General features: G+C 71.3%; 24 protein-coding genes. 9 read left to right on the forward strand and 15 right to left on the reverse strand.

The genetic code is table 11. The annotated features are described in order from the left end of the window. Nucleotides 1-111: 111 nt before the first annotated feature. Nucleotides 112-423, reverse strand: a complete 312-nt coding sequence (locus ASE56_RS04955; RefSeq protein WP_056225731.1) for a hypothetical protein — start codon at nt 421-423, stop codon at nt 112-114. 384 nt (nt 424-807) lie between these two features. Between ASE56_RS04955 and ASE56_RS04960 the strand changes: the two genes are divergently transcribed. Beyond that, complete coding sequence (locus ASE56_RS04960; protein ID WP_056225734.1) at nt 808-2,055, forward strand: ice-binding family protein; 1,248 nt, start codon at nt 808-810, stop codon at nt 2,053-2,055. A gap of 253 nt (nt 2,056-2,308) precedes the next feature. Here the strand turns inward: ASE56_RS04960 and ASE56_RS04965 are convergent, their stop codons facing one another. From ASE56_RS04965 to purD, 4 genes are all read right to left on the reverse strand, one after another. Further along, nucleotides 2,309-2,818: a hypothetical protein gene (locus tag ASE56_RS04965; protein WP_162234488.1), complete on the reverse strand. Its 510-nt coding sequence runs from the start codon at nt 2,816-2,818 to the stop codon at nt 2,309-2,311. Further along, nucleotides 2,818-3,408 (reverse strand): class I SAM-dependent methyltransferase, encoded by a 591-nt coding sequence (locus ASE56_RS04970; RefSeq protein ID WP_056225741.1) that lies wholly within the window; start codon nt 3,406-3,408, stop codon nt 2,818-2,820. Before ASE56_RS04970 ends, ASE56_RS04965 begins: the two co-directional genes overlap by 1 nt. A gap of 9 nt (nt 3,409-3,417) precedes the next feature. Next, nucleotides 3,418-3,759, reverse strand: coding sequence for a hypothetical protein (locus tag ASE56_RS04975; protein ID WP_056225745.1), 342 nt, complete (start codon nt 3,757-3,759; stop codon nt 3,418-3,420). Between the two features lie 92 nt (nt 3,760-3,851). After that, nucleotides 3,852-5,123 carry a phosphoribosylamine--glycine ligase gene (gene purD / locus ASE56_RS04980; RefSeq protein WP_056225748.1) on the reverse strand — a complete coding sequence of 424 codons (1,272 nt, stop codon included), beginning with the start codon at nt 5,121-5,123 and terminating at the stop codon, nt 3,852-3,854. Nucleotides 5,124-5,411: 288 nt separating this feature from the next. Between purD and ASE56_RS04985 the strand changes: the two genes are divergently transcribed. Then, nucleotides 5,412-5,768, forward strand: coding sequence for a sterol carrier family protein (locus tag ASE56_RS04985; RefSeq protein WP_056225751.1), 357 nt, complete (start codon nt 5,412-5,414; stop codon nt 5,766-5,768). A gap of 119 nt (nt 5,769-5,887) precedes the next feature. Here ASE56_RS04985 and ASE56_RS04990 read toward each other — a convergent pair whose 3' ends face one another. The 6 genes from ASE56_RS04990 to ASE56_RS05015 all read right to left on the reverse strand — a co-directional run bounded on the left by ASE56_RS04990 (nt 5,888) and on the right by ASE56_RS05015 (nt 12,923). Further along, on the reverse strand, nt 5,888-6,820 hold the full coding sequence (locus ASE56_RS04990) for a sugar kinase (RefSeq protein ID WP_074696088.1): 933 nt from the start codon (nt 6,818-6,820) through the stop codon (nt 5,888-5,890). Further along, entirely contained in the window at nt 6,817-7,455 is a 639-nt protein-coding gene (locus tag ASE56_RS04995; protein ID WP_056225754.1) for a bifunctional 4-hydroxy-2-oxoglutarate aldolase/2-dehydro-3-deoxy-phosphogluconate aldolase, read from the reverse strand. The genes ASE56_RS04990 and ASE56_RS04995 overlap by 4 nt, the downstream gene beginning before the upstream one ends. Continuing rightward, nucleotides 7,445-8,671, reverse strand: a complete 1,227-nt coding sequence (gene manD / locus ASE56_RS05000; protein ID WP_056225757.1) for a D-mannonate dehydratase ManD — start codon at nt 8,669-8,671, stop codon at nt 7,445-7,447. Before manD ends, ASE56_RS04995 begins: the two co-directional genes overlap by 11 nt. 240 nt (nt 8,672-8,911) lie before the next feature. After that, nucleotides 8,912-10,312 carry an MFS transporter gene (locus tag ASE56_RS05005; RefSeq protein WP_056225760.1) on the reverse strand — a complete coding sequence of 467 codons (1,401 nt, stop codon included), beginning with the start codon at nt 10,310-10,312 and terminating at the stop codon, nt 8,912-8,914. A 68-nt stretch (nt 10,313-10,380) separates the two neighbouring features. Beyond that, nucleotides 10,381-11,385 carry a zinc-binding dehydrogenase gene (locus tag ASE56_RS05010; protein ID WP_056225764.1) on the reverse strand — a complete coding sequence of 335 codons (1,005 nt, stop codon included), beginning with the start codon at nt 11,383-11,385 and terminating at the stop codon, nt 10,381-10,383. 44 nt (nt 11,386-11,429) lie between these two features. Then, a complete protein-coding gene (locus ASE56_RS05015) occupies nt 11,430-12,923 on the reverse strand; it encodes a mannitol dehydrogenase family protein (RefSeq protein ID WP_056225768.1) in 1,494 nt (497 codons plus the stop codon). A gap of 148 nt (nt 12,924-13,071) precedes the next feature. Between ASE56_RS05015 and ASE56_RS05020 the strand changes: the two genes are divergently transcribed. Beyond that, on the forward strand, nt 13,072-14,040 hold the full coding sequence (locus ASE56_RS05020) for a LacI family DNA-binding transcriptional regulator (RefSeq protein WP_056225771.1): 969 nt from the start codon (nt 13,072-13,074) through the stop codon (nt 14,038-14,040). Nucleotides 14,041-14,129: 89 nt separating this feature from the next. Then, complete coding sequence (locus ASE56_RS05025; protein ID WP_056225773.1) at nt 14,130-14,465, forward strand: hypothetical protein; 336 nt, start codon at nt 14,130-14,132, stop codon at nt 14,463-14,465. Nucleotides 14,466-14,480: 15 nt separating this feature from the next. Here the strand turns inward: ASE56_RS05025 and ASE56_RS05030 are convergent, their stop codons facing one another. Next, on the reverse strand, nt 14,481-15,092 hold the full coding sequence (locus tag ASE56_RS05030; RefSeq protein WP_056225776.1) for a hypothetical protein: 612 nt from the start codon (nt 15,090-15,092) through the stop codon (nt 14,481-14,483). A 92-nt stretch (nt 15,093-15,184) separates the two neighbouring features. Between ASE56_RS05030 and purM the strand changes: the two genes are divergently transcribed. Genes purM through ASE56_RS05045 form a run of 3 tightly spaced genes read left to right on the forward strand, consistent with a single transcriptional unit; the run spans nt 15,185 to nt 19,023 of the window. Next, complete coding sequence (gene purM / locus ASE56_RS05035) at nt 15,185-16,327, forward strand: phosphoribosylformylglycinamidine cyclo-ligase (protein WP_056225779.1); 1,143 nt, start codon at nt 15,185-15,187, stop codon at nt 16,325-16,327. Nucleotides 16,328-16,333: 6 nt separating this feature from the next. Then, on the forward strand, nt 16,334-17,809 hold the full coding sequence (purF, locus tag ASE56_RS05040) for an amidophosphoribosyltransferase (protein WP_056225782.1): 1,476 nt from the start codon (nt 16,334-16,336) through the stop codon (nt 17,807-17,809). Next, nucleotides 17,806-19,023 carry a CynX/NimT family MFS transporter gene (locus tag ASE56_RS05045; RefSeq protein WP_056225787.1) on the forward strand — a complete coding sequence of 406 codons (1,218 nt, stop codon included), beginning with the start codon at nt 17,806-17,808 and terminating at the stop codon, nt 19,021-19,023. The genes purF and ASE56_RS05045 overlap by 4 nt, the downstream gene beginning before the upstream one ends. A gap of 134 nt (nt 19,024-19,157) precedes the next feature. On the opposite strand, the gene ASE56_RS05050 is transcribed toward ASE56_RS05045, so the two are convergent. Then, entirely contained in the window at nt 19,158-19,340 is a 183-nt protein-coding gene (locus ASE56_RS05050) for a DUF3073 domain-containing protein (RefSeq protein ID WP_056225789.1), read from the reverse strand. Between the two features lie 162 nt (nt 19,341-19,502). Between ASE56_RS05050 and ASE56_RS05055 the strand changes: the two genes are divergently transcribed. Then, nucleotides 19,503-20,018 (forward strand): universal stress protein, encoded by a 516-nt coding sequence (locus ASE56_RS05055; RefSeq protein WP_056225792.1) that lies wholly within the window; start codon nt 19,503-19,505, stop codon nt 20,016-20,018. Nucleotides 20,019-20,022: 4 nt separating this feature from the next. Here the strand turns inward: ASE56_RS05055 and ASE56_RS05060 are convergent, their stop codons facing one another. Next, on the reverse strand, nt 20,023-20,628 hold the full coding sequence (locus tag ASE56_RS05060; RefSeq protein WP_056228198.1) for a PadR family transcriptional regulator: 606 nt from the start codon (nt 20,626-20,628) through the stop codon (nt 20,023-20,025). After that, nucleotides 20,628-21,473, reverse strand: coding sequence for a DUF4097 family beta strand repeat-containing protein (locus tag ASE56_RS05065; protein ID WP_056225796.1), 846 nt, complete (start codon nt 21,471-21,473; stop codon nt 20,628-20,630). The genes ASE56_RS05060 and ASE56_RS05065 overlap by 1 nt, the downstream gene beginning before the upstream one ends. 165 nt (nt 21,474-21,638) lie before the next feature. Here ASE56_RS05065 and ASE56_RS05070 point away from each other — a divergent pair, with 165 nt between their 5' ends. Next, entirely contained in the window at nt 21,639-21,908 is a 270-nt protein-coding gene (locus tag ASE56_RS05070; protein WP_056225800.1) for a Rho termination factor N-terminal domain-containing protein, read from the forward strand. The last annotated feature ends 2 nt before the right edge of the window (nt 21,909-21,910 follow it).

Genomic DNA, 21,910 nt, shown 5'->3' on the forward strand with positions numbered 1-21,910 from the left:
CCCTCTGCGGGGCGGCGGCGTTCGGCGTGTCATCGGGGGATGCTTCGGGGATGCCGCGGACTCGATCCCGCGCCCGGGAGGAGCCTCCGCCCGTGATGTGAGGGTGCGCCCCTATGGACGCCCGGCGCGCAGCGCGGCGACGACCCGCTGCGCGTCGGACGCGTCAGCGGTGAAGAGTCGCGTCTCGGCCGACTCGATGCGGATGAGACCGCGCGAATACTCCTGCTCGAAGAAGACATTCATCACGCGGTCCAGTTCCATCGCCCAGCTGTCGTTCTTCGCGGTGTAGACGACGCGGGTGGGAGTGACTGCGAGCAGTCCTCCGGGGGCGGCAGACGACGTGTCGGCGTCGACCGTGACGAGGGGTACCTCTCCGGGCAGGAGAGCCGCGGCGAGACGTTCACGCGCGTTCTGGCGCCGCATCCGATCACCCCTCATCCGTTCGCGGTGCATGGGCGCCGCCCTGAGAACCCTACGCCGCGACACCCGGCCGGTGCGGAGTTGGGGGGCGCACCGGCCGGGCGGCCTCGAGGTCCGCATCGCGGAACACGACGAAGACGAGGCGACGGGGCATTTCGTCACGCCGCGGTGGGAAATTTCTCGGTGATCCGGCGTCTGCGCCGTCGGGACCCCGCGTCAGGTACGCCGTGGAGACTTTCGAACGGGGACGAAGCTGGCAGTTGGTCGCCAATGTCTGCGCATCCGCCTATGGAGAACCTGAGAGGCGCATACTTCGAAGACCGGAGATCATGCGCGTGTCGTCGACGTTCGCCCTTGTGCCTCTTCGTCATCAGACAGGGGCCACTCATGGCCACGTCCCGTTTTCTCCGCCCCCTCACTCTCGCCGCCACCGGTGTCGGCCTCGCAGCAGCCATGGGGGTCGCGTTGATCTCCCCCGCCTCGGCCGCGACCGTCATCGACGGCCCGGTCGATCTCGGTACCGCCAGCACCTACGGAGTGCTCGGTGCCAGCGCCGTCACCAACACCGGCCCCACCCTCGTCAACGGCGACCTGGGGCTCTCTCCCGGGACGTCCATCACCGGCTTCGGTGGCCCGACGGACGGCGTGGTCAACGGCACCGTCCACCAGACCGATGCCGCGGCCGCCCAGGCGCAGCAGGACGCTCTGACGGCGTACGGCACCGCGGCCTCGCTGACGCCGATCCGCACAGGACTCGATGAGCTCAACGGGCTCTCGCTGTCGCCCGGCGTCTATTCAGGTGGCGCTCTGGCCCTCGCCGACACGGGCGCTCTGACCCTCGCCGGAGACGCCGACTCGGTGTGGGTGTTCCAGGCGGCATCCACTCTCACGATCGGATCCGGGAGCCGGATCACGATCACCGGCGGAGCGACCTCGTGCAACGTGTTCTGGCAGGTGGGCAGTTCGGCCACCCTCGGTACCGCCGCAGACTTCCAGGGAACGGTACTTGCACAGCAGTCCGTCACCGCGACCACCGGCGCAACCGTCCAGGGCCGACTCATCGCTCAGAACGGTGCGGTGACCCTCGACACCAACACGATCAACGCGTCCACCGGTTGCCCTCCTCCCGGCACGGTGTCGGAGACGACCGCGCCGACCATCACCTCGCCCCCGCCGGGCGACGCCACCGTCGGTGAGGGCTACACCGCGACCATCACCGCCGCGGGAAACCCCACACCGACCGTCACCGTGACCGGGCTGCCTGATGGTCTCGTCTTCGACGGCAGCACCGGCGTCATCTCGGGCACGCCCACGACCCCCGGCGACTACGCCGTGGTCATCACCGCGTCGAACGGCACCTCGCCCGACGCGACGCAGACCGTCACCCTCGTCGTCGGTCAGCCTGCACCCGCGCCCAGCCCTTCACCGTCTTCGCCCGGCGCGATTCCGGCACCGTCGGCATCCACTCCGGCGGCTGGAAACGCGACTCCGCCCCCGGGCACGCGTGCGAACACTCCCGGTGGACTCGCCGTCACGGGTACCGATCCGACGATGGCGATGACCCTCGCCGGCGGGTTGCTCGCCGCAGGGCTCGTGGTCGTCGTCATCGCCCGCCGCCGCGCGCGTCGCTCCTGACCGATTCCCCACGAACGCGAGGCCGGTGACCCCTGAGGGTTACCGGCCTCGAGCCTTTTGTGCAGGGTGAGAGGACGTCCATCACGCCTCTCCCGCCGTCCTCAGCGGGACTTCGGGGTGATCCAGCGTGACCGCGACGTGTCCTGCCATGTGATCGAGACGCGGTGGGAGTCCGCGTTCGACTTTGCCGAAGCCCGCGAGACGGGTCCGCCGGCCGAGAAGCGCATCTGTGGTCGCCGTTGTCGCCGTGGGCTCAGCCGTCGAAGGCGTCGCGCCGGACGAAGGCCGCGTCGTCGGGCAATTGCTCGACGAGATCCGGCGGGCACTCCGTGCCCAGTTCGCGGGTCGTCGTCGCGGGCGTCCGGCCGAACGTCGCGGTCACGTCCCAGCAGGTGTAGACCTCACTCGGACCGTTGTAGAGCCCGCCGCCATCGCGGGGGAGGTCCGGCCGGGGACCCGACGAAAGGAAGACGGAGAAGGTAGCGGTGGGCTCGGCGATGTGCAGGTCGTAGACGACCATCGCGCCTTCGCGGACATCGGGTGGTGTCTGTCCCATGCGATCCCACGCGGCATTCCGGAGCCCCGTGAGCACGGTCCCGGTCTCGCGCTGCGAGACATCGAGGAGCGCCCCCACCTTCTCGTGCGCCATCGTCTGCCGCCAGAGCACCGCGTCGACGTCCTGGCGCCCCCTCTCCGAGGAGCACCCCGCGAGCCCCAGGACCACGGCGCTCAGCCCGAGCGCGACAACACTCCGCGCCCGCATCACGCCCGCCGCTCGCACAGCAGCGCCCCCACCGGCCGGGCGCCGAGGGTCGCGCGCGTGTGGGTCTCGATGATGTCGAAGCCCGCGGCATCCGCTCTCCGGCCCAGCTCAGCGGCGGGCCAGCGATAGGCGCGGGTCACGGCGTGATCGAACGCCTCGATGCTCTCTCCGACGAAGAAGCCGAGCAGCAGTCGCCCGCCCGGACGGAGCGTTCGGGCGAACTCCCGCAGCGGGACGTCGACGCGAGCGGGCTCGTGGTGGATCGTCGAGAACCACGACAGGATGCCGCCGAGCCCACCGTCCTCCACCTCGAGCTCGTCGATCGAGCCGAGATCGAACCGGATGCCGGAATGAGCCGCCCGCGCGTGCGAGATGAACCGCGGCGCGAGATCGACGCCCCGCACGTCGAGTCCGAGTCCGGCCAGGTGCCCCGTCCAGTGACCGGGGCCGCAGCCGGCGTCGAGCGCGGGGCCGGTGACGGCGGTGGCCCAGGCCTCGACGATGCTCCGGTCGACCGGGTGGACGGCATCCATCGTCCCGAGGGCGTCGATGTACTCGTCGGCTCGGGCGTCGTACGCGGTCGAAGTCATCGGTCGAGGCTACGGCGTGATCGCGTCGACGAAGGCTCCTGCTTCGTCGATGAGCTGGTTCCAGCGCGCAGCTCCCGCGTCGACCGGGACCTCAGCCCACTCGCGCAGCGGGCGCCCCCGCATGATCATGGGGCCGGCGATCCCCTCGTCGACGATCTCGCCGACCCGCTCCTCGGGCAGTTTCACGACGAGCGAGCCGCTGTGGACGACGAACGCGAAGACCTTCTCGCGGATGCGCAGCCCCTCGGTGCCGAAGATCCGCCCGATGTCGACGCCCGGCAGGTCGCACTGGCGTTCGGCGATCGGGTCGAAGATCTCACGGCCCCGTGCCGTGGCATCCCTGTCGACCATGGCCCACACGCTAGCGGCGCGCGCGGCCCGGGTCGAGCACGAAGCGGTTCGCCGAGGGGGCGACCGCGGGTCGGCGGAACGGGTCGGGCCCGTCAGCCCTGGGCCGCGCGCGCGGCGATGTCGGTGCGGTACTGCCCGCCCTCGAGCCCGATGCGCTCGAGCCCGGCGTAGGCCGCCTCGCGCGCTTCGCCGAAGGTCGTGCCGGTGGCGACGACGCTGAGCACACGCCCACCCGTCGCGACGAGGTCGCCGTCGCGCAGCGCCGTCGCGGCGTGGGCGACGTGGACGCCGTCGACCTCTTCGGCTTCGTCGATCCCGGTCAGCACGCGACCGGTGAGGGGCGCCTCGGGGTACCCCTCGCTCGCGAGCACGACCGTGACCGCGGTCGCCTCGGCGAAAGCGGGACGCGGCTGATCCTCGAGCGTGCCCGAAGCCGCAGCCAGCAGGAGGCGGGACAGGGGGTCGATCAGACGCGGCAGGACGACCTGCGTCTCGGGGTCGCCGAAACGGGCGTTGAACTCGATGACCTTCACGCCCTGCTCGGTCAGGATGAGCCCGGCGTAGAGGAGCCCGATGAAGGGGGTGCCCTCGGCATCCATCTGGCGGATCACGGGCTCGGCGATGTCGCGCGTGACCTGCGCCACGAACTCGTCCTCGCCGCCGAAGCGTTCCGTCAGCCAGGGGAGGGGCGAGTACGCCCCCATGCCGCCGGTGTTGGGGCCCTCGTCGCCGTCGCGCAGACGCTTGAAGTCCTGGGCGGGGCTGAGGGGGGCGACGTGGTCGCCGTCGCTCAGGAAGAAGAGCGAGACCTCGGGTCCGGAGAGGAACTCCTCGATCAGCACGGCGCCGCTCGGCAGGTAGCTCTCGGCGTGAGCCAGGGCCGCCGCGCGGTCGGAGGTCACGATGACGCCCTTACCCGCGGCCAGACCATCGGCCTTGACCACGTACGGGGCGCCGAACCGGTCGAGGGCGGCCTCGACGGCGGCGGTGTCGTGCGCGCGGACCGATCCGCCGGTGGGGACGCCCGCGGCATCCATGATCCGCTTCGCGTAGGTCTTCGACCCCTCGAGCTGGGCCGCGGCCTTGCCCGGGCCGAACACGGGGATGCCGTGCGCGCGCAGCGGGTCGGCGACGCCCGCGACGAGGGGCGCTTCGGGGCCGACGACGACGAGGTCGATCGCCTCGTTCTTCGCGAAGGTCAGGACGGCGGTGGGGTCCATCGGGTCGACGTCGACGAGGTGCGCTTCGCGGGCGATTCCGGCGTTGCCGGGGGCGGCGAAGATCGCGTGCGACTCCTCTTCGGAGCGCAGCGCGAGGATGATGGCGTGCTCGCGCGCGCCCGAACCGAGGACCAGGATTCTCACGCGGACAGCCTACCGAGCGCGGGATCGCACCTTCGCGCCGCGGGCGCAACGCAGGACGCGCGACCGTCCGGCCGCATCGGGCGGGCACGCTTGGCTTCGCAGGCGCATGTTCTCCTGCGTTGTGTCGCGGTGGGTTTCGAGGGAGGCGCCCCGACACAATGCAGGAGACCTGGCGACAGGGCGCGCCCGGGCCGGCGGTTCTCCCGTGTTCGCGCGCCGATCTCCTGCGTTGTGCCGCCACGCGCCGCGCGGCGCCCCCGCCACTGGCCCGCGGGTAGCGTGGATGCCATGCCTCCCCGCCGCATCGAAACCGGAGATGGCCGTGCCGCGCTCGCCGCGGTCGCTGCCGGAGACGCCCCGCGCCCAGCGACCGCCACGGCTGTGCGCTACCTGCTGCAGCTGCTCGTCGAGAAGGCCCCCGGCAACTCGGTCGAGATGCGCGTGCCGCCCTTCGGCGCGGTGCAGGTGATCGAGGGCCCCCGGCACACGCGCGGCACTCCGCCCAACGTGGTCGAGACCGATGCCGCAACCTGGATCGCCGTCGCCACGGGCCAAGAGAAGTGGGCGGATGCCGTGACCGCCGGCCGCATCGTCGCCTCGGGCGTGCGCGCCGACCTCAGCGCGTTGCTGCCGCTGCGGCCGTAGCCCGGGTCGAGGCATCCGCGGCTCGTCATCGAGGGCACGCGATCCGCGCGAGATCACACGAACGAGCCGTGCACCGTCGCGCGGAGGGCGTGACCTCCGGGAGGTGGCCGGCGCCCACGTCAGCGCCGCACCGGATCCCCGCCGCCGGCGAGGAAACGCTCGAGGTCGCGGCGCGTGGGCGCGGCCTCCCAGTCGCCGGGCACGAGGCAGGCCATCGCGCCGCAGGCGTTGGCGCGCACCAGCGTGTCGGCCACGTCGAGGCCCTCGAGGTGGGCGCTGAGGTAGCCCGCGACGAACGCGTCGCCCGCGCCGACCGTGTCGAGCGGGTCGATGACGAAGCCCAGGGCCTCGGTGGCGCCCGCCGTTGTGAAGGCGGCGGCTCCATCCGGGCCGCGCTTGACCACCACGTGCTGCACGCCGGAATCGAGCAGCGACTCGGCGGCATCCGGGCTCATCAGGGCGAACTCCTCGACCCCGCCGAACACGAGGGTCGACAGCGCCGCGATCTCGCGGAGGATCGGCCCCGCGATCACGGCGGACGCCAGGGCGGAGCGGTAGTTGACGTCGAAGCTGACGGGAACGCCGGCGGCGCGGGCGCGCTCGACGGCCGCGAGCACGGTCGCGCGAGCGGTGTCGGACAGCAGGGGCGTGATGCCCGTGACGTGCAGCAGGTCGGCGTTCTCGATCCATCCCGCCGGAAGGTCGTCGGGCGCGAGGCGCGAGCCCGCCGAACCGCGGCGGTAGTAGTGCACGGCGGTGGATGCCGCGGACGGGCGCTCCTTGAGCATCAGGCCCGTCGGGGCCGCGGCGTCGACGATCGCGCGCACGTCGAGTCCTTCTCCGCGCAGCTCCCGCGCGATGCGCTCGCCGAGCGGGTCGTCGCCGACGCGGCCGAGCCACGCGGCGTCGACGCCCAGACGGCGCAGGCCCACGGCGACGTTGGTTTCGGCGCCCCCGATGCCGAGGGCGAGGCCCGCGGCGTGGCGGAGCGAGCCGACCTCGGTCGTCCGGGCGAGCGCCATCGTCTCGCCGAGGGTCACGACGCGGGTCACGCGGGTACGTCCGATCCGGCGCACACCGCGACGAACCGCTCGGCCCGCTCGCGGAGCGCACCCAGGTCGCCGCCGCGGAACGCATCGCCGAGAAGTGGACCGCCGACGCTGACCGCCACGGCGCCCGCCGCGAGCCAGGCGGCCGCGCTGTCGGCATCCACCCCTCCCGAGGGGACGACCGCGATGTCGGGGAACGGTCCGCGCAGGTCCTTCAGGTAGCCGGGACCGACCTGTCCGGCCGGGAACACCTTCACCGCCGACGCGCCAGCCGACCACGACGCGAACAGCTCGGTGGGCGTGAGACCGCCGGGGATGATCGGCATGCCCGCGGCGACCGCGTGCTCGACCAGCACAGCCGAGGTGATCGGGGTGACGACGTAGTCCGCGCCGACGGCGATCGCGCGCTCGAGCTGTTCGAGGTTCGTGACCGTGCCGATGCCGAGGTCGCCGTCGAACGACGAGCGCAGGTCGGCGAAGGCGTCGAAGGTGCCCGGCGTCGTGAGCGTCAGCTCGACGCTCTGCACGCCCGCCTCGGCGAGAGCGGCGAGCACCGGCGCGTAATCCGACGCGGCGGACGCCCGGGCGACGACGACGAGCTTCGAGGCGACGGTGCGGGAGGGGAGCTCACCAGTCATGGACGGTCCCGTCGAGGAGGCGGTTCACGGGCAGGTACGCCTTCGTGTACTCGAACGCGCCGGCGGCCTCTTCGTCGAGCTCGACGCCGAGACCGGGCTGGTCGCCGGGGTGCAGGAAGCCCTTGTCGAAGGTGAACGAGGTCTGGAACACCTCGAGCGTCTGCTCGTTGTGCGGCATGTACTCCTGGATGCCGAAGTTGTGGATCGCCAGATCCAGGTGCAGGGCCGCGGCCATTCCGACGGGCGAGATGTCGGTGGGGCCGTGGATGCCGGAGCGGATGCCGTAGATCGCGGCGAAGTCGAGGAGCTTCTTCATCGCGGTGATGCCGCCGGTGTGGGTGACGGCCGAGCGCACGTAGTCGATCAGGCGCTCGGTGATGAGCGTCTGGTAGTCGTACACGGTGTTGAACACCTCGCCGATCGCGAGCGGGGTGGTCGAGTGCTGACGGATGAGGCGCAGCGCCGTCTGGTCTTCGCCGGGGGTGGCGTCTTCGAGCCAGAACAGGTCGTAGGGCTCGACGTCCTTCGCGAAGCGTGCCGCTTCGATGGGCGACATGCGGTGGTGGCCGTCGTGCAGGATGCGCAGGTCGGTGCCGAACTCCTCGCGGATCTTCGAGAAGACCCCGGGCATGTGGTTGAGGTACTGGCGGGTGTCCCAGGTCTCTTCGGCGGGGCGGTCGCCCGAGCGCTTCGCGGGCTCGTAGTCGTAGCGCACGCCCGGGCCCGCGGCCGAGACGCCGTAGATCTGCCCGAGGCCGGGGACGCCCGTCTGCACGCGCACGGCGGTGAAACCGAGCTCGCGGTATCCGGTGATCGCGTTCGAGAGGGCCTCGAAGTCGGTGCCCGAGGCGTGGGCGTAGACACGCACGCCGTCGCGGCTCGCGCCTCCGAGCAGCTGGTACAGCGGCATCCCGGCCTTCTTGGCCTTGATGTCCCACAGCGCCATGTCGACGGCCGCGATGGCGGCCATGGTGACGGGTCCGCGACGCCAGTAGGCACCGCGGTACAGGTACTGCCAGGTGTCTTCGATGCGATCCTCGTCGCGGCCGATGAGCATCGAGGCGAGGTGGTCGGAGAGGTACGACGCCACCGACAGCTCGCGGCCGTTGAGGGTGGCATCCCCCCATCCGACGACGCCGTCGCTCGTAGTGATCTTCAGGGTGACGAAGTTGCGGCCGGGGCTGGTGACGATGACGTCGACGGAGGCGATGCTCATGTGCGGACTTTCTGGCGGAGGGAGGCGGCGGGTCGGAGCGGGGCACGATTCGTGGCCCCGGGGCGCTGGAGGGAGCAGCGCCGCACGCGCGGGGGCGTCGGAGCCGGCTCCGGGGCGTCGTACGCGGACCCGGGGCCACGCCGAACGCCCCGGGAGGACGAGGGAGGAGAGGGATGCCGGGCGGGTCCGCCGTCACGAACCCGCCCGGGTGCGGGGCCGCTCGAGAGCGACCCCGCGGGATCACATCGCGGGGCGGGGATCCCGCAGATCGCGACCGGTCCACTCGGGGGCCACGATCGCGGCGACCAGCGCCGCGGCGGTGAACACGCCCATGAGCACCATGATCGGCACGATGCTGCCGGTGGCTGCGGCCACCCACGCGGCGGCGATGACCGGGCCGATGCCGGTGGCGACGATCGCGGCGACCTCGCGCACGACGGCGGTGAGGGTGTAGCGGTTGCGGGCGCCGAAGATCTCGGGGATCGAGATGTTCTCCATCGACGCCAGGCCCAGCACCGAGATGTTGTGGATGAGCGCGTAGCCGACGAAGATCGCACCGACCTCGCGGGAGTTGATCATCAGCAGCGTCGGCACGATCAGCACGAGCGACAGCGCCGACATGACGATGTACATGCGGCGGCGGCCGAACTTGTCGCCGAGGAAGCCGACGAGCGGGATCGTGAGGAACCCGATCAGCGACGAGACGATGACGATCTCGGGGCCGACCTCTTTCGAGATCGCGAGGGTGATCGTGATGAACGAGATGAGGTAGGTCTGCACGATGCCGGAGTTGCCGGCCTGGCCGAAGCGCAGCAAGAACGACACGAGCACGGCCTTGAGGGGCTTCTTCTGCAGCGACTCGAGCGTGCGGATGTCGTTGGTCTCGGTGGCGACCTTGTGCAGCTCGGCGCGCGAGAGCGCCTTGCCGTCGACGACGTCGGTGCGCTCCTCGAAGACGGGGCTCTCTTTGAGGTTGAAGCGCACCCAGAGTGCGAAGAGCATGATGACGGCGCTGCCGATGAAGGGGATGCGCCAGCCCCACGCGATGACGTCGCTTTCCATCATCACGGCGAGCAGGATCGCCCAGATGCCCGAGGCGAACAGCGTCCCGCAGTTGGTGCCGAGCGCGACGAGCGAGGCGACGACGCCGCGGCGGTTGTCGGGGGCGTACTCGGCGAGCATGACGCCCGCGCCCGAGATCTCGGCTCCGGCGCCGAAGCCCTGGGCGAGGCGGAGCACCACGAGCAGGATCGGGGCCAGGATGCCGACCTGCTCGTAGGTGGGCAGCACGCCGATCAGGGTGGTCGCGGCGCCCATGAGCAGGATCGTGTAGAACAACACCTGCTTGCGGCCGATCTTGTCGCCGATGCGGGCGAAGAAGAAGGCGCCGACCGGGCGGGCCACGTAGCCCACGCCGTAGGTGGCCATCGCCAGAACGACCGCCATCGCGGCGTCGCCGCCGGCGAAGAAGATCTGGCTGAAGACGAGGGCTGCGGCGAGCGAGTAGAGCTGGAAGTCCATGAACTCCAGCGCGGTGCCGAGCCAGCCCGAGACGGCGGCGCGGGCGAGGTCGCCGACGGACCGTTTGGCGACGGGCGGCGACGTCGAGGCGTCGACGCCGGGGGCGGATGAGCTGCTCATCGGATTACTCCTTCGTAGGTGATGCGTAGCGGGATCGCTGGGTGTCGGGGGATGTTCGAGGGGCCCGCTCAGAGAGCGAGCAGGACTTTGGCGGATGCCGAGGAGTCCCGCGCCACGGCGAACGCGCTCACCGCGTCGGCGGCGGGGACGACGTGCGACACGACGGTGTCGAGCGCGTCGGTCGAGGCGAGCATCGCGATGGCGTCGTCGATCTCGGTCGAGAAGCGGAACGCTCCGCGCAGCGTCAGCTCCTTCGCGAGCATCGGGGCGAGGTTCACCCCGAGCTCGGCGTCCGGCAGCATGCCGACCTGCACGACGGTGCCGGCGCGGCGGGCGGCGCGGACCGCCTGGGTGAGGGCCACTCCGACGCCGGAGCACTCGAAGACGACGTCGAACGACTCGTTCTCGATCGCGTCGGTGCCCACGAGGAAGGTCTCGGCCGCACCGAGGACGCGAGCGCGCTCGAGCGGTTCGGGGCGCACGTCGCTCGCGGCGACCAGTCCGGCTCCCGCGTGCACGGCGGCCGCCGCGACCAGCAGGCCGATGGGGCCGGATCCGATGACGAGCGCCCGCTTGCCGGAGAGGTCGCCCGCGAGGCTCACCGCGTGGATGGCGACGGCGAGGGGCTCGGCGAGGGCGGCGCGCTCGAGGGACAGCCCCTCGGGCAGGACGCGGATCATGTGTTCCTCGACCACGAGCAGCTCGGCGGCTCCGCCCTGTCGGTGGGGGAAGCCCGCGGCGCTGCCGAGATAGTCGCCACCCGCGCGAAGGTGCGGGCGCTCCTCGAGGCCCGGCACCGAGGGGCCGAAGCGCGCGGGGTGCACGGTGACGGGCGTGCCCGGCGCGAGGCGCCCCGAGGGGTCGAGGTCGACCTCGGCCGACAGCTCGTGACCGGGGGTCAGGGGCTCTCGCACCGCGTACTCGCCGTTCTTGCCGTGGAAGTAGTAGTGCAGGTCCGACCCGCAGATGCCGACGTAGCGCACGCGCAGCCGCACCTCGCCGTCGCCGGGTTCGGGGGCGGGGCGGTCTTCCCAGCGGATGTCCTCCGCGGCGTGGATCGCGAGAAGCTTCATCGCGTCTCCTTCGGGTCTGTGCGCCCGGGCGGGCGCGGGTGGGTTCAAGGGGCGGTGGGGGAGAGGGTGCCGGATGCCGAGAGACTCTCGGCGATCGCGCTGTCGACGCCCCGCTCGACGATCGTGTCGAGCAGATCGCCGACGCGGTCGACGAAGGCGGTGCGGTGCGCGAGGTCTTCGCCGAACAGCTGGAGTTCGACGATGGCGCGGGCGGCGAGGTCGCGCCCGCCGCGGGTCGCGGCGGCGAGGCGCTCGCGAGCCGGGTCGGTCATCGCCGCGGCGTGGGGGCCGGGGTCGAAGCCCGCGGGCGGAGCGACGCAGGCGAGGTACGCGGCCACCGTGAGGGCGATCAGGTGCGGGAACTCTCCCCGCTCGAACGCCTGGGCGACCGGGCCGGGGATGCGCTGGCCGAGCTTGACCGACCCGTCGGAGCCGACCTGGCTCGTACGGTGTCCGAGCGCGCTATTGCCCCAGCGGGCGAACAGGTCGCGCTCGTACGCGGCGATATCGACCCCGCGCGGGGCGGTGACCGAGGGCTCGTACTCGCTGCGCAGGATCGCGGTGGCGGCGGCTTCGACGTCGGTCAGGCCGATGGCATCCGGGATCGTGGGAACCCCGCGCAGAGCGCCGAGGTAGGCGATCAGCGAGTGCGTGCCGTTGAGCAGGCGCACCTTGAGCAGTTCGTACGCGCTCACCTCGTCGGTGAACACCGCGCCGCCGGCCTCCCACGCGGGGCGACCACCCGCGAAGCGGTCTTCGATCGCCCACATCGTGAAGGGCTCGGCAGGAACGGGCACGTCGTCGCGGACGCCGAGGAGAGCGGCGACGCGCTCCGTGAGCTCGGGGGTGGTCGACGGCACGATGCGGTCGACCATGCTCGAGGGGAAGGTCACGGCGCGGTCGAGGTACGCCAGGGCATCGGCCGATTCGGCATCCGGGAGCTCCTGCAGGAACGCGCGCACCAGCTTCTCGGTGTGCGAGCCGTTCGACAGCAGGTTGTCGCAGCTGAGGATCGCGATCGGTTCACCGCCCGCCGAGGCCCGGCGCTGCAGGCCGCGGGCGAGCTGGCCGATGGTCGAGCGGGGGGAGCCTCCGCGCAGGTCAGCGGCGACGATCGGGTCGGCGACGTCGAGGCGCTGGGTGGCGTTGGAGTAGCTGTAGCCGTTCTCGGTCACCGTGAGCGTCGCGATGCGGATGCGCGGATCGGCGAGGTCGGCGACCACGCGGGCCGGGTCATCGGCGGCGACGTACGAGTCGGTGTGCACCCCGGGGATGTCGAGGGTCGTGCCCGCGGGTGAGACCGTCGCGACGGAGTACAGGTGGTCCTGCGCGTGCAGAGCGTCGACGACCCGGCGCGAGCGCGAGGCGACGCCGACGATGCCCCAGTCGCCGCCCTCGGCGCGCAGGGCTGCGGCGGTGTAGGCGGCCTGGTGGGCGCGGTGGAAGCTGCCGAGTCCGAGGTGCAGGATGCCGGCGCCCGAGGGGGCGGCGGGAACGGCCGCGGGGAGGGTCGCGCCACGGCGCAGGATCGCGCTCATGCGCGGGCTCCCGACGAAGCGGCGGGGCTCGACCGGGGGAGATCGTCGATGATCGGCATGAAAGCAGTGTGCAGTGTTTGTACAAACTTGTCAACAGTTTTCAGGTCGGCATGCACGATGATGGAACGACGGCAGAGAGACGGTGGTGATGGCGGCGAACCTGACCGAGGTGGCACGGCACGCGGGGGTGTCGATCGCCACGGCGTCCCGCGCCTTCGGAGAGCCCGACCGGCTCGCCCCCGCGACCCTCGAACGCGTGCGCCGCGCTGCGGCCGAACTCGGCTACGCCACGCCGCAGGCCGCCGTCGGCACCCGCACGATCGCGGTGGTCGTCCCGGATGCCGCGAACCCCGTCTATGCGACCCTGCTCAAGGCGATCCAGGGGCAGGCGTGGCACGGCCGCCACCGCATCGTCTTGTTCGACGCCGATGAAGACCTTCGCCGCGAGCGCGAGGCGATCGAACTCGGATGCCGAACGGACGGGGTGCTGCTGTGCTCGCCGCGCCTCCCCGAGCGGGAGGTGCTCGATCTCGTCGGCGAGACGCCGCACGTCATCGTGAACCGCGTCATCGACGGCGCCGTGTGCGTGGTGATGGACGCCGAGCGCGGACCGACCCAGGCGGTCGAGCACCTCTCGGCCCTGGGTCACGACCACATCGCGTACGCGTCCGGACCGCACGGCTCATGGGCCGACGAACAGCGCGCCGACGCCGTGGCGCGCGCGTGCGAGAGCTTCGGCATCCGCCTCACCCGCCTGAGCAACCACGCGGCATCCATTCAGGGCGGGAGAGCGGGAGCCGCCGCGGCCGTCGCCAGCGGCGCCACCGCGGTCATCGCCTACAACGACCTCGTCGCCCTCGGGCTCGAGGCCGGCATGGCCGAGCTCGGGCGCGTGTGCCCCGACGACGTCAGCCTCGTGGGTATCGACGACATCGAGCTCGCCGGAGCGGTGACGCCGAGCCTCACCACCGTGCGGATGCCGATCGCCCGCTCGGGGGCGCTCGCCGTCGATCTGCTGCTGCAGGCGATGGGCGGTTCCCCCTCGCCGCACGAGACGGTCCTGCCCTCCCAGCTCATCGTGCGCAGCTCGACGGCACCGCCGCGCTCCCCGCGGTGACGCACCCCGCCCCGCACGCCCGCCGCCCCGCCCTCTCGACGCCGAGACGGAGCGACCCCGAAACGGTGCGGCGGTGGGACAATAGGCGTATGGCCGAGCAGCCCGCCCCCGAACGATCGTCCGCCGCGCGCGATGAGCGCCAGACGCTGACGGTCCGTCGCGCCCCGAAGTACGGCGTGTTCCTGGCGGCCGGGGCGTTCCTCGGCATCCTCGTCGCTCTCCTGCTCACCGTCTTCATCGACGGTTCCGACATCAGCCCGTACACGCAGGTCGTCTACTCGCAGATGCAGGTCTTCGGCTTCACGGCCCTGATCTTCGTCGTGCTGGGCGTCGCGGTGGGGGCGATCGTCGCCCTGATCTTCGAGCGCACCGTCGGAGGCCGGACCCGCCAGGTCACGGTCGAGCACGAGCAGCACGGCAACTGACCGGCACAGCGTCGCTCACGCCAGTTCGGCGATGATCGGGTGGATCGCGGTGTCGAAGGCGGCCACGTCGCCGCGTAGACCGTCGGTCACCGCCACGGTCAGAGAACCGATCCACCACACGCCCCGCTGGGCCAGCGGGAGCACCTGCACGTTCAGCTCGAACGAGTGCGCGCGTCGCCCCACGGCCCGCTCGTGCGCGGCGATCGCGCTCGCGTAGGCGCGGTACGAGACCCCGGGTCGGGCGGCGGCCTCGCGGGCGTAGCGGTCGTGCGCGAGCCGGGCGAAGTCCACTGCGTCGTCGGCGTGCGCCCCGATGGCCGCACGCAGGGTCTCGGATCCTTCGACCGGCAGGGTGACGAGAGTGTCGAAACCGTCGATCAACTCGAGGGGAACGGGCGAGGGGTGCGCCTGCGGCTCCACCGTCATCGCCCAGTACTCGCGCCACTCCCGTTCGAGCTGGGCGTGCGCGGCATCCGTCCGCTCGTCCACCCACGGGGGCGGCACACGACGCAGGGCGGGGAGCTCGTCGGGAGACCGGATGCCGAGGACCTGGCGCAGATAGAGCGCGACGAGCACCGTTTGCGCCGCGTCTTCGCGGATCACCCACTCCGGCTGACCGCCCGTCATGGCGTCATTGTAGGGACGGGGAGAGGCCTCGGGGTGGGCCTTGCGTCGCGGGCGCGGTGCCCGCGCGTGTTCGCCCCGGGTAGTCTGTTGCGGTGGCTTCCGCTCCCCACGAAAACCCGTACTCCGCCGCAGGCGTCGATACCGCCGCCGGAGATCTCGCCGTCGAACTGATGAAGTCGGCCGTGCGTCGCACGCACGGGCCCGAGGTGCTCGGCGGGGTCGGCGGTTTCGCCGGTCTCTTCGACGCCTCCGCGCTCCGCGACTACGCGCGCCCCCTGCTCGCGACCAGCACCGACGGCGTCGGCACGAAGGTCGCGATCGCGCAGGCGATCGACAAGCACGACACGATCGGCGAAGACCTCGTCGGCATGGTCGTCGACGACATCATCGTGGTCGGTGCGCGTCCGCTGTTCATGACCGACTACATCGCGTGCGGCAAGGTCGTGCCGCAGCGCATCGCCGACATCGTCGCGGGTATCGCGCGTGGCTGCGCGATGACCGGCACGGCGCTGGTCGGCGGCGAGACCGCCGAACACCCCGGCCTGCTGGGCATCGACGACTACGACGTCGCGGGAGCGGCGACCGGCGTGGTCGAGGCCGACCGCATCCTCGGCGCCGATCGCGTGCGCAGCGGCGACGTCGTACTGGCGCTGGCCTCGAGCGGCCTGCACTCCAACGGCTACTCGCTCGTGCGCCACATCATCACCGGCGCCGGCATCGCCTACGGCTCCGCCTCGGCCGAGCTCGGCGGGACGTGGGGCGAGGCGCTGCTCGAGCCCACGCGCCTGTACACCTCGCCGCTGCTGCGCCTGCTCGACGACGAGGCCGTGGGAACCGGCATCCACTCGCTCAGCCACGTCACGGGCGGTGGCATCGCGGCGAACCTCGCGCGCGTCCTGCCCCAGAACACGTGGGTCGACGTGGACCGCTCGACCTGGAGCCCCTCGCCGGTGTTCCGCGTCCTCGCCGACATGGGCGGCCTCGAGCTCACGGCGACCGAGGGCACGTGGAACCTCGGTATCGGCTTCCTCGCGGTCGTCGCCGCCGAGGTCGCCGACGCTGCGATCGCGGCGCTGCAGGCCGAGGGCATCGCCACGTGGCAGGTCGGCGTCGTGCGCGACGCAGCCCGCCCCGAGGGCGAGTACGAACAGGGCGCCAAGGGCGTCGACGGCGGCGCCGTGCGCCTGGTCGGAACCTACGCGGATGCCGGCACGCCGGCGAACGGAGCGAGCTAACACCTCATGTGCGGCATCGTCGGCATGGCCGGGCAGGGCCCGGTCAACCAGGAGATCTACGACGCGCTCCTCCTCCTCCAGCACCGGGGCCAGGACTCGACGGGCATGGCCACGGCCGAGTCCAGCGGCGTCTTCCACATCCACAAGGCCCGCGGTCAGGTGCGCGAGGCCTTCCGCACGCGCGACATGCGCGCCCTGCTCGGCGACATCGGTCTCGGTCACGTGCGCTACGCCACCAAGGGCACCGCGTCGAACGAAGAAGAGGCCCAGCCCTTCTACGTCAACGCGCCCTACGGCATCGTGCTGGTGCACAACGGGAACCTCACGAACACGCGCGAGCTCACGGGCGAGCTGTTCCACAAGGACCGTCGGCACCTCAACACCAGCAGCGACACCGAGCTGCTCGTGAACATCCTCGGCTCCGAGCTGCAGTCCGAGATCACCGGCCCCGATCTCGACCCCGCGCAGGTGTTCCGCGCGGTCGCCCGCGTGCACGAGCGCGTCGAGGGCTCGTACGCCTCGATCGCCCTCATCGCCGGCTACGGTCTGCTCGCGTTCCGCGACCCCTTCGGCATCCGTCCCCTCATCCTCGGCAAGCGGCCCGCCGCTCAGGTGCCGGGCGGCGAGCCGCGCGACGAGTACATCGTGGCGTCCGAGTCGCTGGTGCTCGAGAACGCCGGCTTCGAGGTCGTGCGCGACGTGCTCCCCGGCGAAGCGGTGTTCATCACCCTCGACGGGACGCTGCACTCCCAGCAGTGCGCCGAGAACCCGACGCTCGCGCCGTGCTCGTTCGAGTACGTCTACCTCGCGCGCCCCGACTCGGTCATGAACGGCGTCTCGGTGTACGAGACGCGCCTGCGCATGGGCGAGCGCCTGGCCGACACCGTGGCGAAGTACACCCCCGCGGGGACGATCGACGTGGTCATGCCGATCCCCGACTCCGCGCGTCCGGCCGCGATGCAGGTGGCCCGCAAGCTCGGCATCGAGTACCGCGAGGGCTTCTACAAGAACCGCTACGTCGGCCGCACCTTCATCATGCCGGGGCAGGCGGTGCGCAAGAAGAGCGTGCGCCAGAAGCTCAACGCCATGTCGACCGAGTTCCAGGGCAAGAACGTCCTGCTCGTCGACGACTCGATCGTCCGCGGCACGACGAGCCGCGAGATCATCCAGATGGCTCGGGATGCCGGCGCCAAGAGCGTGACGTTCGCTTCGGCGGCCCCGCCGGTGCGCTACCCCCATGTCTACGGCATCAACATGCCCTCGCGCCACGAGCTCGTCGCCCACGGCCGCACGATCCCCGAGATCGCCGAAGAGCTCGGCTGCGACTACCTCGTGTACCAAGAGGTCGACGACCTCAAGGCGGCGATCATGGAGGGGACCGACCTGGTCGATCTCGACATGAGCTGCTTCGACGGCCGCTACGTCACGGGAACCGTGTCGGAGGAGTACCTCGCCTGGGTCGAGGGCAGCCAGGAGTCTTGACCCGCCGCAGCGCGGGAACCATCGCCCTTGCCGCGGCGGCGATCGTGCTGCTGGCGTTGACCCTGCGCATCGCGGTGGCCTCGCTGTCGCCGCTCCTGACGCGCATCGGCGAGGAGTTCCCGCTCCCGGCGGTCGTGGTGGGCCTGATCGGCATGGCTCCTCCGGTGGCGTTCGCACTCGCCGGAATGGTGACACCGGCCATCGAGCGGCGCCTGGGGCTGGAGCGCTCGGTGCTGATCGCCGCAATCACGGCCGCGGTCATGCTGGGGCTTCGCGCGGCGGCGCTGGACGCGTGGTCGCTCCTCGGGGCGACGGCCGGGGTGTTCGCGGCGGTGGGCGTCGCGAACGTGCTCATCCCGACCGTGGTGAAGAAGTACTTCCCCGAGCGCATCGGACTCATGACGACCGTCTACAGCACCGCGATGGCGGTGGCGACGTTCACGCCCCCGCTCGTCGCCGTGCCGCTGGCCGACGCCGTGGGGTGGCGCGGCTCGTTCGTGACGTGGGCCGTCGTGGCGCTGGCCGCGGTCGCCCCCTGGGTCGCTCTGAACCTGCGCGCGCGGGCGTCGCGACGCGATGCGCTCGACGAGCCGCGCACGGCCGTGCTGTCGCGGCTCGTGCGTGTGCCGCAGACGTGGGCCCTCGTGATCACGTTCGGCGTGAACTCCTCGGTCGCCTACGGGATGTTCGCGTGGATGCCGCCCCTGCTCATCGACGTCGCCGGAGTGGATGCCGCGGAGGCCGGCGGACTGCTCGCGCTCTTCTCCTTCATGGGCCTGCCGGTGTCGCTCCTCGTGCCCCTGCTGGTGGCGCGGCTCGGCCGCACCACCCCGTTCTACGTGGTGGCGGTGGGGTGCGGGGTGACGGGGGTGCTGGGGCTGATCGTGGCTCCGGCGACCGCGACCGTGCTGTGGGTCGTGCTCATCGGCATCCCGCCCCTGATGTTCCCCCTCGCACTGGTGCTGTTCGGGCTGCGCACGCGCTCGCACGAGACGACGGTCGCCCTGAGCGGGTTCGTGCAGAGCGTGGGGTACGCCTTCGCCGCCCTGATGCCGCTGGCCATCGGGCTCACGCACGAGGTGACCGGGGGCTGGATCGCGGGTCTCTCTCTTCTCGGCGTCGCTCTGCTGCTCGTCGTTCCCGCCGCGATCGTCATGGTGCGCCGCGAGAGCGTCGAAGAGGCATGGGAACGTCGCACGGGCCTCACCTGGTGACGACGCAACGCGAACGCGAGCGAAGGGCGGCGACGGAAACGTCGCCGCCCTTCGGCGTTCTGGCTTCTGCGGGTACGACGATCAGACGACCGCGGCACCGAAGTACGAGCGGTACGAGAACGAGCGGGAAGGCGTCAGGCCTTCTCGTTGTCGTATTCGTCGCTGTACTGGTCGGCCCACTTGTCGACGTACGCGTCTTCACCCGGAGCGGGTGCACCCAGTTCGCGCTCGAGAGCCGAGTAGTTCACCGAATAGGTGTCGTACTTCAGCTCACGGGCGATCTTGGTGTTCTTCGCCTTCTGACGGCCACGCCCCATGCGAGACCCCCTCACGATCGACGTCGAGGGCCGACTGTGGGCCCTGCGTATTGCGGTTCCGGACCGAGCCGGTAAGAGTAACAGCCAGGATATCACGGCGCATTCCGGCCGAGCCGTCGAGGGGCGGCGACCGGGCCGCGGCCGTCGTCGAGAGGAGACTCCATGACCGATCAGCCCCGCGCGAGCGCCGGTGCCGGAAAGGTGATCGCCGCCGTCGTCCCCGGGCAGTCGAGCCGGATCGTGCGCGAGGCGGCCCACTACGCGGCCCTCTCGCACGCCGAGTTGATCGTCGCCCACGTCGACACCACGCGATTCGTGGCCTTCGAAGACCCCGACGGATACGTGCACTCCTCCACGGTGGACGTGGCCGGGGCGGCGGCGAAGGCCGCCCTCGACGAGGTGCGCCGCGCGACGGCCGAAGCTCTCGGCGAGAGCACCGTCACCTGGAGCGTGCGCCAGATCATCGGAGATCCCGCCCTGGCACTGATCCAACTCGCCGACGAGATCGACGCGTCGCTCATCGTGGTCGGTACGCGCAAGCGCGGCCTCGGCGAATCGCTGCGCGAGTTCCTCACCGGTTCGGTGGCGGCACGGCTGAGCCATCGGCAACGCCGACCGGTCCTCATCGTCCCGCAGGGAGAACCGGTCGGCGCCGAGGATGATCTGCCGTGGGAGTGACGCCCTAGCCGCGCATCGCTCGCGTGACGGCCTCGGACGCCTGGCGCAGTGCCGCCTCGATGTCGTCGACTCCGGATGCCGCGAGCTCTCCGCCGCGCGCGACGTGCGCCCGCAGTTCGGAGCGCACCCGCCCGCGGAACTCATTGATGGCGGCATCGGCCCGCGACAGCTGTTCCCGGCTGCGGGAGCGCGGGTCATCGGCCGGGGTCGGTTGCGCCTGCTCGCGCTCCTCACGCGAGGCGGCGGCCAGATCAGCGCGGAGGCTGCGCATCGCATCCCGGACGCTGCCCCGCACCTCGTCCGCGATGAGACGCACGCTGTCGGCGAGGCCGGCCTGGATCCCCTCGAGGTCGCCCGTGCGCGCGGCGACCTCGGCGCGACCGGCATCCGTGATCTCGTAGACGGTCTTGCGGCCGTCGACGGTCTTGGTGACCAGGCCCTCCTCCTCGAGCTTCGAGAGTCGGGGGTAGATGGTGCCGGCGGAGGGCGAGTAGGTGCCGCCCGTGCGCTCGGAGAGGGCCTGCATGAGGTCGTAGCCGTGGCGCGGGGCCTCGTCGAGCAGGCTCAGGATGTACAGGCGCAGGTCGCCGTGCGAGAAGACGGGGCTCATCACCACTCCTCCTCTCCGGCGAGTTCCTCGGGACGCAGGCCCGAGATGCCGCGGCGCAGCACCGTGATCTCGCCCGAGACGGTGTTGGCGCGCACGTCGACGAACTGGCCCGCGAGCGCGCCGGTCGACCCGGTGAAGTTGGTCGGGCCCTTGCCGGATCGCACCTGGCCGTCGATCTGCACGCGGCCGCTGACCGACCGCGACACGTAGTTGGCGGGCAGCGAGCGGTCGAGGCGGATCGTGGCGGTGCCGCTGACCGAGTTGAGCGAGACGGACTGCGTCGGTCCCGTCGAGTCGACGAGCATGGCGCCCGAGACCGTATCGATCGAGGCCTTCGTGATGCGGCCGGTCGCGGCGACGTCGCCCGAGACGCTGTTGGCGCTCAGGGCGCCATCGAGCTCGCGCACCTGCACGTCGCCCGAGACGGCGTTGAGGTCCACGTCGCCCGTGAGGCCGTCGACGATGATGTCGCCCGAGACGGTGTTCAAGCGCACATCGGTGTGAAGCCCCGAGACGAGCGCGCTGGCGCTGACCACGCCGAGGGTGAGGGCGACGGTGCGCGGCACCGCGACGCTGACCTCGGCCTTCGGGCCACCCGCGCCGAAGTTGCGGAACACCTCGAGGAAGTTGTCCCACCGCAGCTGGGGGTGGTTGATCTCGAGGCGGCCGTCGACCATCTCGATGCGCAGGTCCTTCACGGTGACGCCGTGCACCTCGATGCGGGCGTCGGGTTCGTCGTGGGCGATCACGTCGACCTGGCCGCCGACGAGTCCGATCTTCAGCTCGCGCAGGGCGTCGACGTCGATGACGCGGGTCTCGCCGGGGTGGACGATCCATTTCTCCATGGCTGTTTCTCCTCACTCGCGATATATCGCGTTGGTTCGAGTATCGCGATATATCGCGAGTTGGTCAACCCCCGTTCGACGAGACGGTGCGAACCGGTTGTCAAGCCGAGTGCGGCGGGAGGCGCTCCCCCCTAGCGTCGGGATTCCCGACGGAAGGAGACGGCCATGCCGCAAGGGCGAGGATCGAACAGCCTGAAGGACCCCGATCTGTACGAAGAGCTGCGGAAGCAGGGCGACTCGAAAGAGAAGGCCGCGCGCATCTCCAACGCTGCAGCCGCTCGAGGTCGCGACGCGATCGGTGAGAAGGGCGGGCACGCCGAGAACTACGAGGACCGCACGGTCGCCGAGCTGAAAAAGCGCGCGAAGGAGCTCGGGCTGACCGGGTACTCGGGCAAGAAGAAGGCGGAGCTCATCGACATGCTCCGCACGCACTGACG

Origin of the sequence: Microbacterium sp. Leaf203 (assembly GCF_001421275.1) — a bacterium.
Lineage (GTDB): Bacteria > Actinomycetota > Actinomycetes > Actinomycetales > Microbacteriaceae > Microbacterium > Microbacterium testaceum_A.

Bases quoted from the DNA above. Each gene is read 5' to 3' on its own strand.
- ASE56_RS04955 (WP_056225731.1), bottom strand. From the start codon at position 423: ATGCGGCGCCAGAACGCGCGTGAACGTCTCGCCGCGGCTCTCCTGCCC.
- ASE56_RS04960 (WP_056225734.1), top strand. From the start codon at position 808: ATGGCCACGTCCCGTTTTCTCCGCCCCCTCACTCTCGCCGCCACCGGT.
- ASE56_RS04965 (WP_162234488.1), bottom strand. From the start codon at position 2,818: ATGCGGGCGCGGAGTGTTGTCGCGCTCGGGCTGAGCGCCGTGGTCCTG.
- ASE56_RS04970 (WP_056225741.1), bottom strand. From the start codon at position 3,408: ATGACTTCGACCGCGTACGACGCCCGAGCCGACGAGTACATCGACGCC.
- ASE56_RS04975 (WP_056225745.1), bottom strand. From the start codon at position 3,759: ATGGTCGACAGGGATGCCACGGCACGGGGCCGTGAGATCTTCGACCCG.
- ASE56_RS04985 (WP_056225751.1), top strand. From the start codon at position 5,412: ATGCCTCCCCGCCGCATCGAAACCGGAGATGGCCGTGCCGCGCTCGCC.
- ASE56_RS04995 (WP_056225754.1), bottom strand. From the start codon at position 7,455: ATGACTGGTGAGCTCCCCTCCCGCACCGTCGCCTCGAAGCTCGTCGTC.
- manD (WP_056225757.1), bottom strand. From the start codon at position 8,671: ATGAGCATCGCCTCCGTCGACGTCATCGTCACCAGCCCCGGCCGCAAC.
- ASE56_RS05005 (WP_056225760.1), bottom strand. From the start codon at position 10,312: ATGAGCAGCTCATCCGCCCCCGGCGTCGACGCCTCGACGTCGCCGCCC.
- ASE56_RS05010 (WP_056225764.1), bottom strand. From the start codon at position 11,385: ATGAAGCTTCTCGCGATCCACGCCGCGGAGGACATCCGCTGGGAAGAC.
- ASE56_RS05015 (WP_056225768.1), bottom strand. From the start codon at position 12,923: ATGAGCGCGATCCTGCGCCGTGGCGCGACCCTCCCCGCGGCCGTTCCC.
- ASE56_RS05020 (WP_056225771.1), top strand. From the start codon at position 13,072: ATGGCGGCGAACCTGACCGAGGTGGCACGGCACGCGGGGGTGTCGATC.
- ASE56_RS05025 (WP_056225773.1), top strand. From the start codon at position 14,130: ATGGCCGAGCAGCCCGCCCCCGAACGATCGTCCGCCGCGCGCGATGAG.
- ASE56_RS05030 (WP_056225776.1), bottom strand. From the start codon at position 15,092: ATGACGGGCGGTCAGCCGGAGTGGGTGATCCGCGAAGACGCGGCGCAA.
- purF (WP_056225782.1), top strand. From the start codon at position 16,334: ATGTGCGGCATCGTCGGCATGGCCGGGCAGGGCCCGGTCAACCAGGAG.
- ASE56_RS05050 (WP_056225789.1), bottom strand. From the start codon at position 19,340: ATGGGGCGTGGCCGTCAGAAGGCGAAGAACACCAAGATCGCCCGTGAG.
- ASE56_RS05055 (WP_056225792.1), top strand. From the start codon at position 19,503: ATGACCGATCAGCCCCGCGCGAGCGCCGGTGCCGGAAAGGTGATCGCC.
- ASE56_RS05060 (WP_056228198.1), bottom strand. From the start codon at position 20,628: ATGAGCCCCGTCTTCTCGCACGGCGACCTGCGCCTGTACATCCTGAGC.
- ASE56_RS05065 (WP_056225796.1), bottom strand. From the start codon at position 21,473: ATGGAGAAATGGATCGTCCACCCCGGCGAGACCCGCGTCATCGACGTC.
- ASE56_RS05070 (WP_056225800.1), top strand. From the start codon at position 21,639: ATGCCGCAAGGGCGAGGATCGAACAGCCTGAAGGACCCCGATCTGTAC.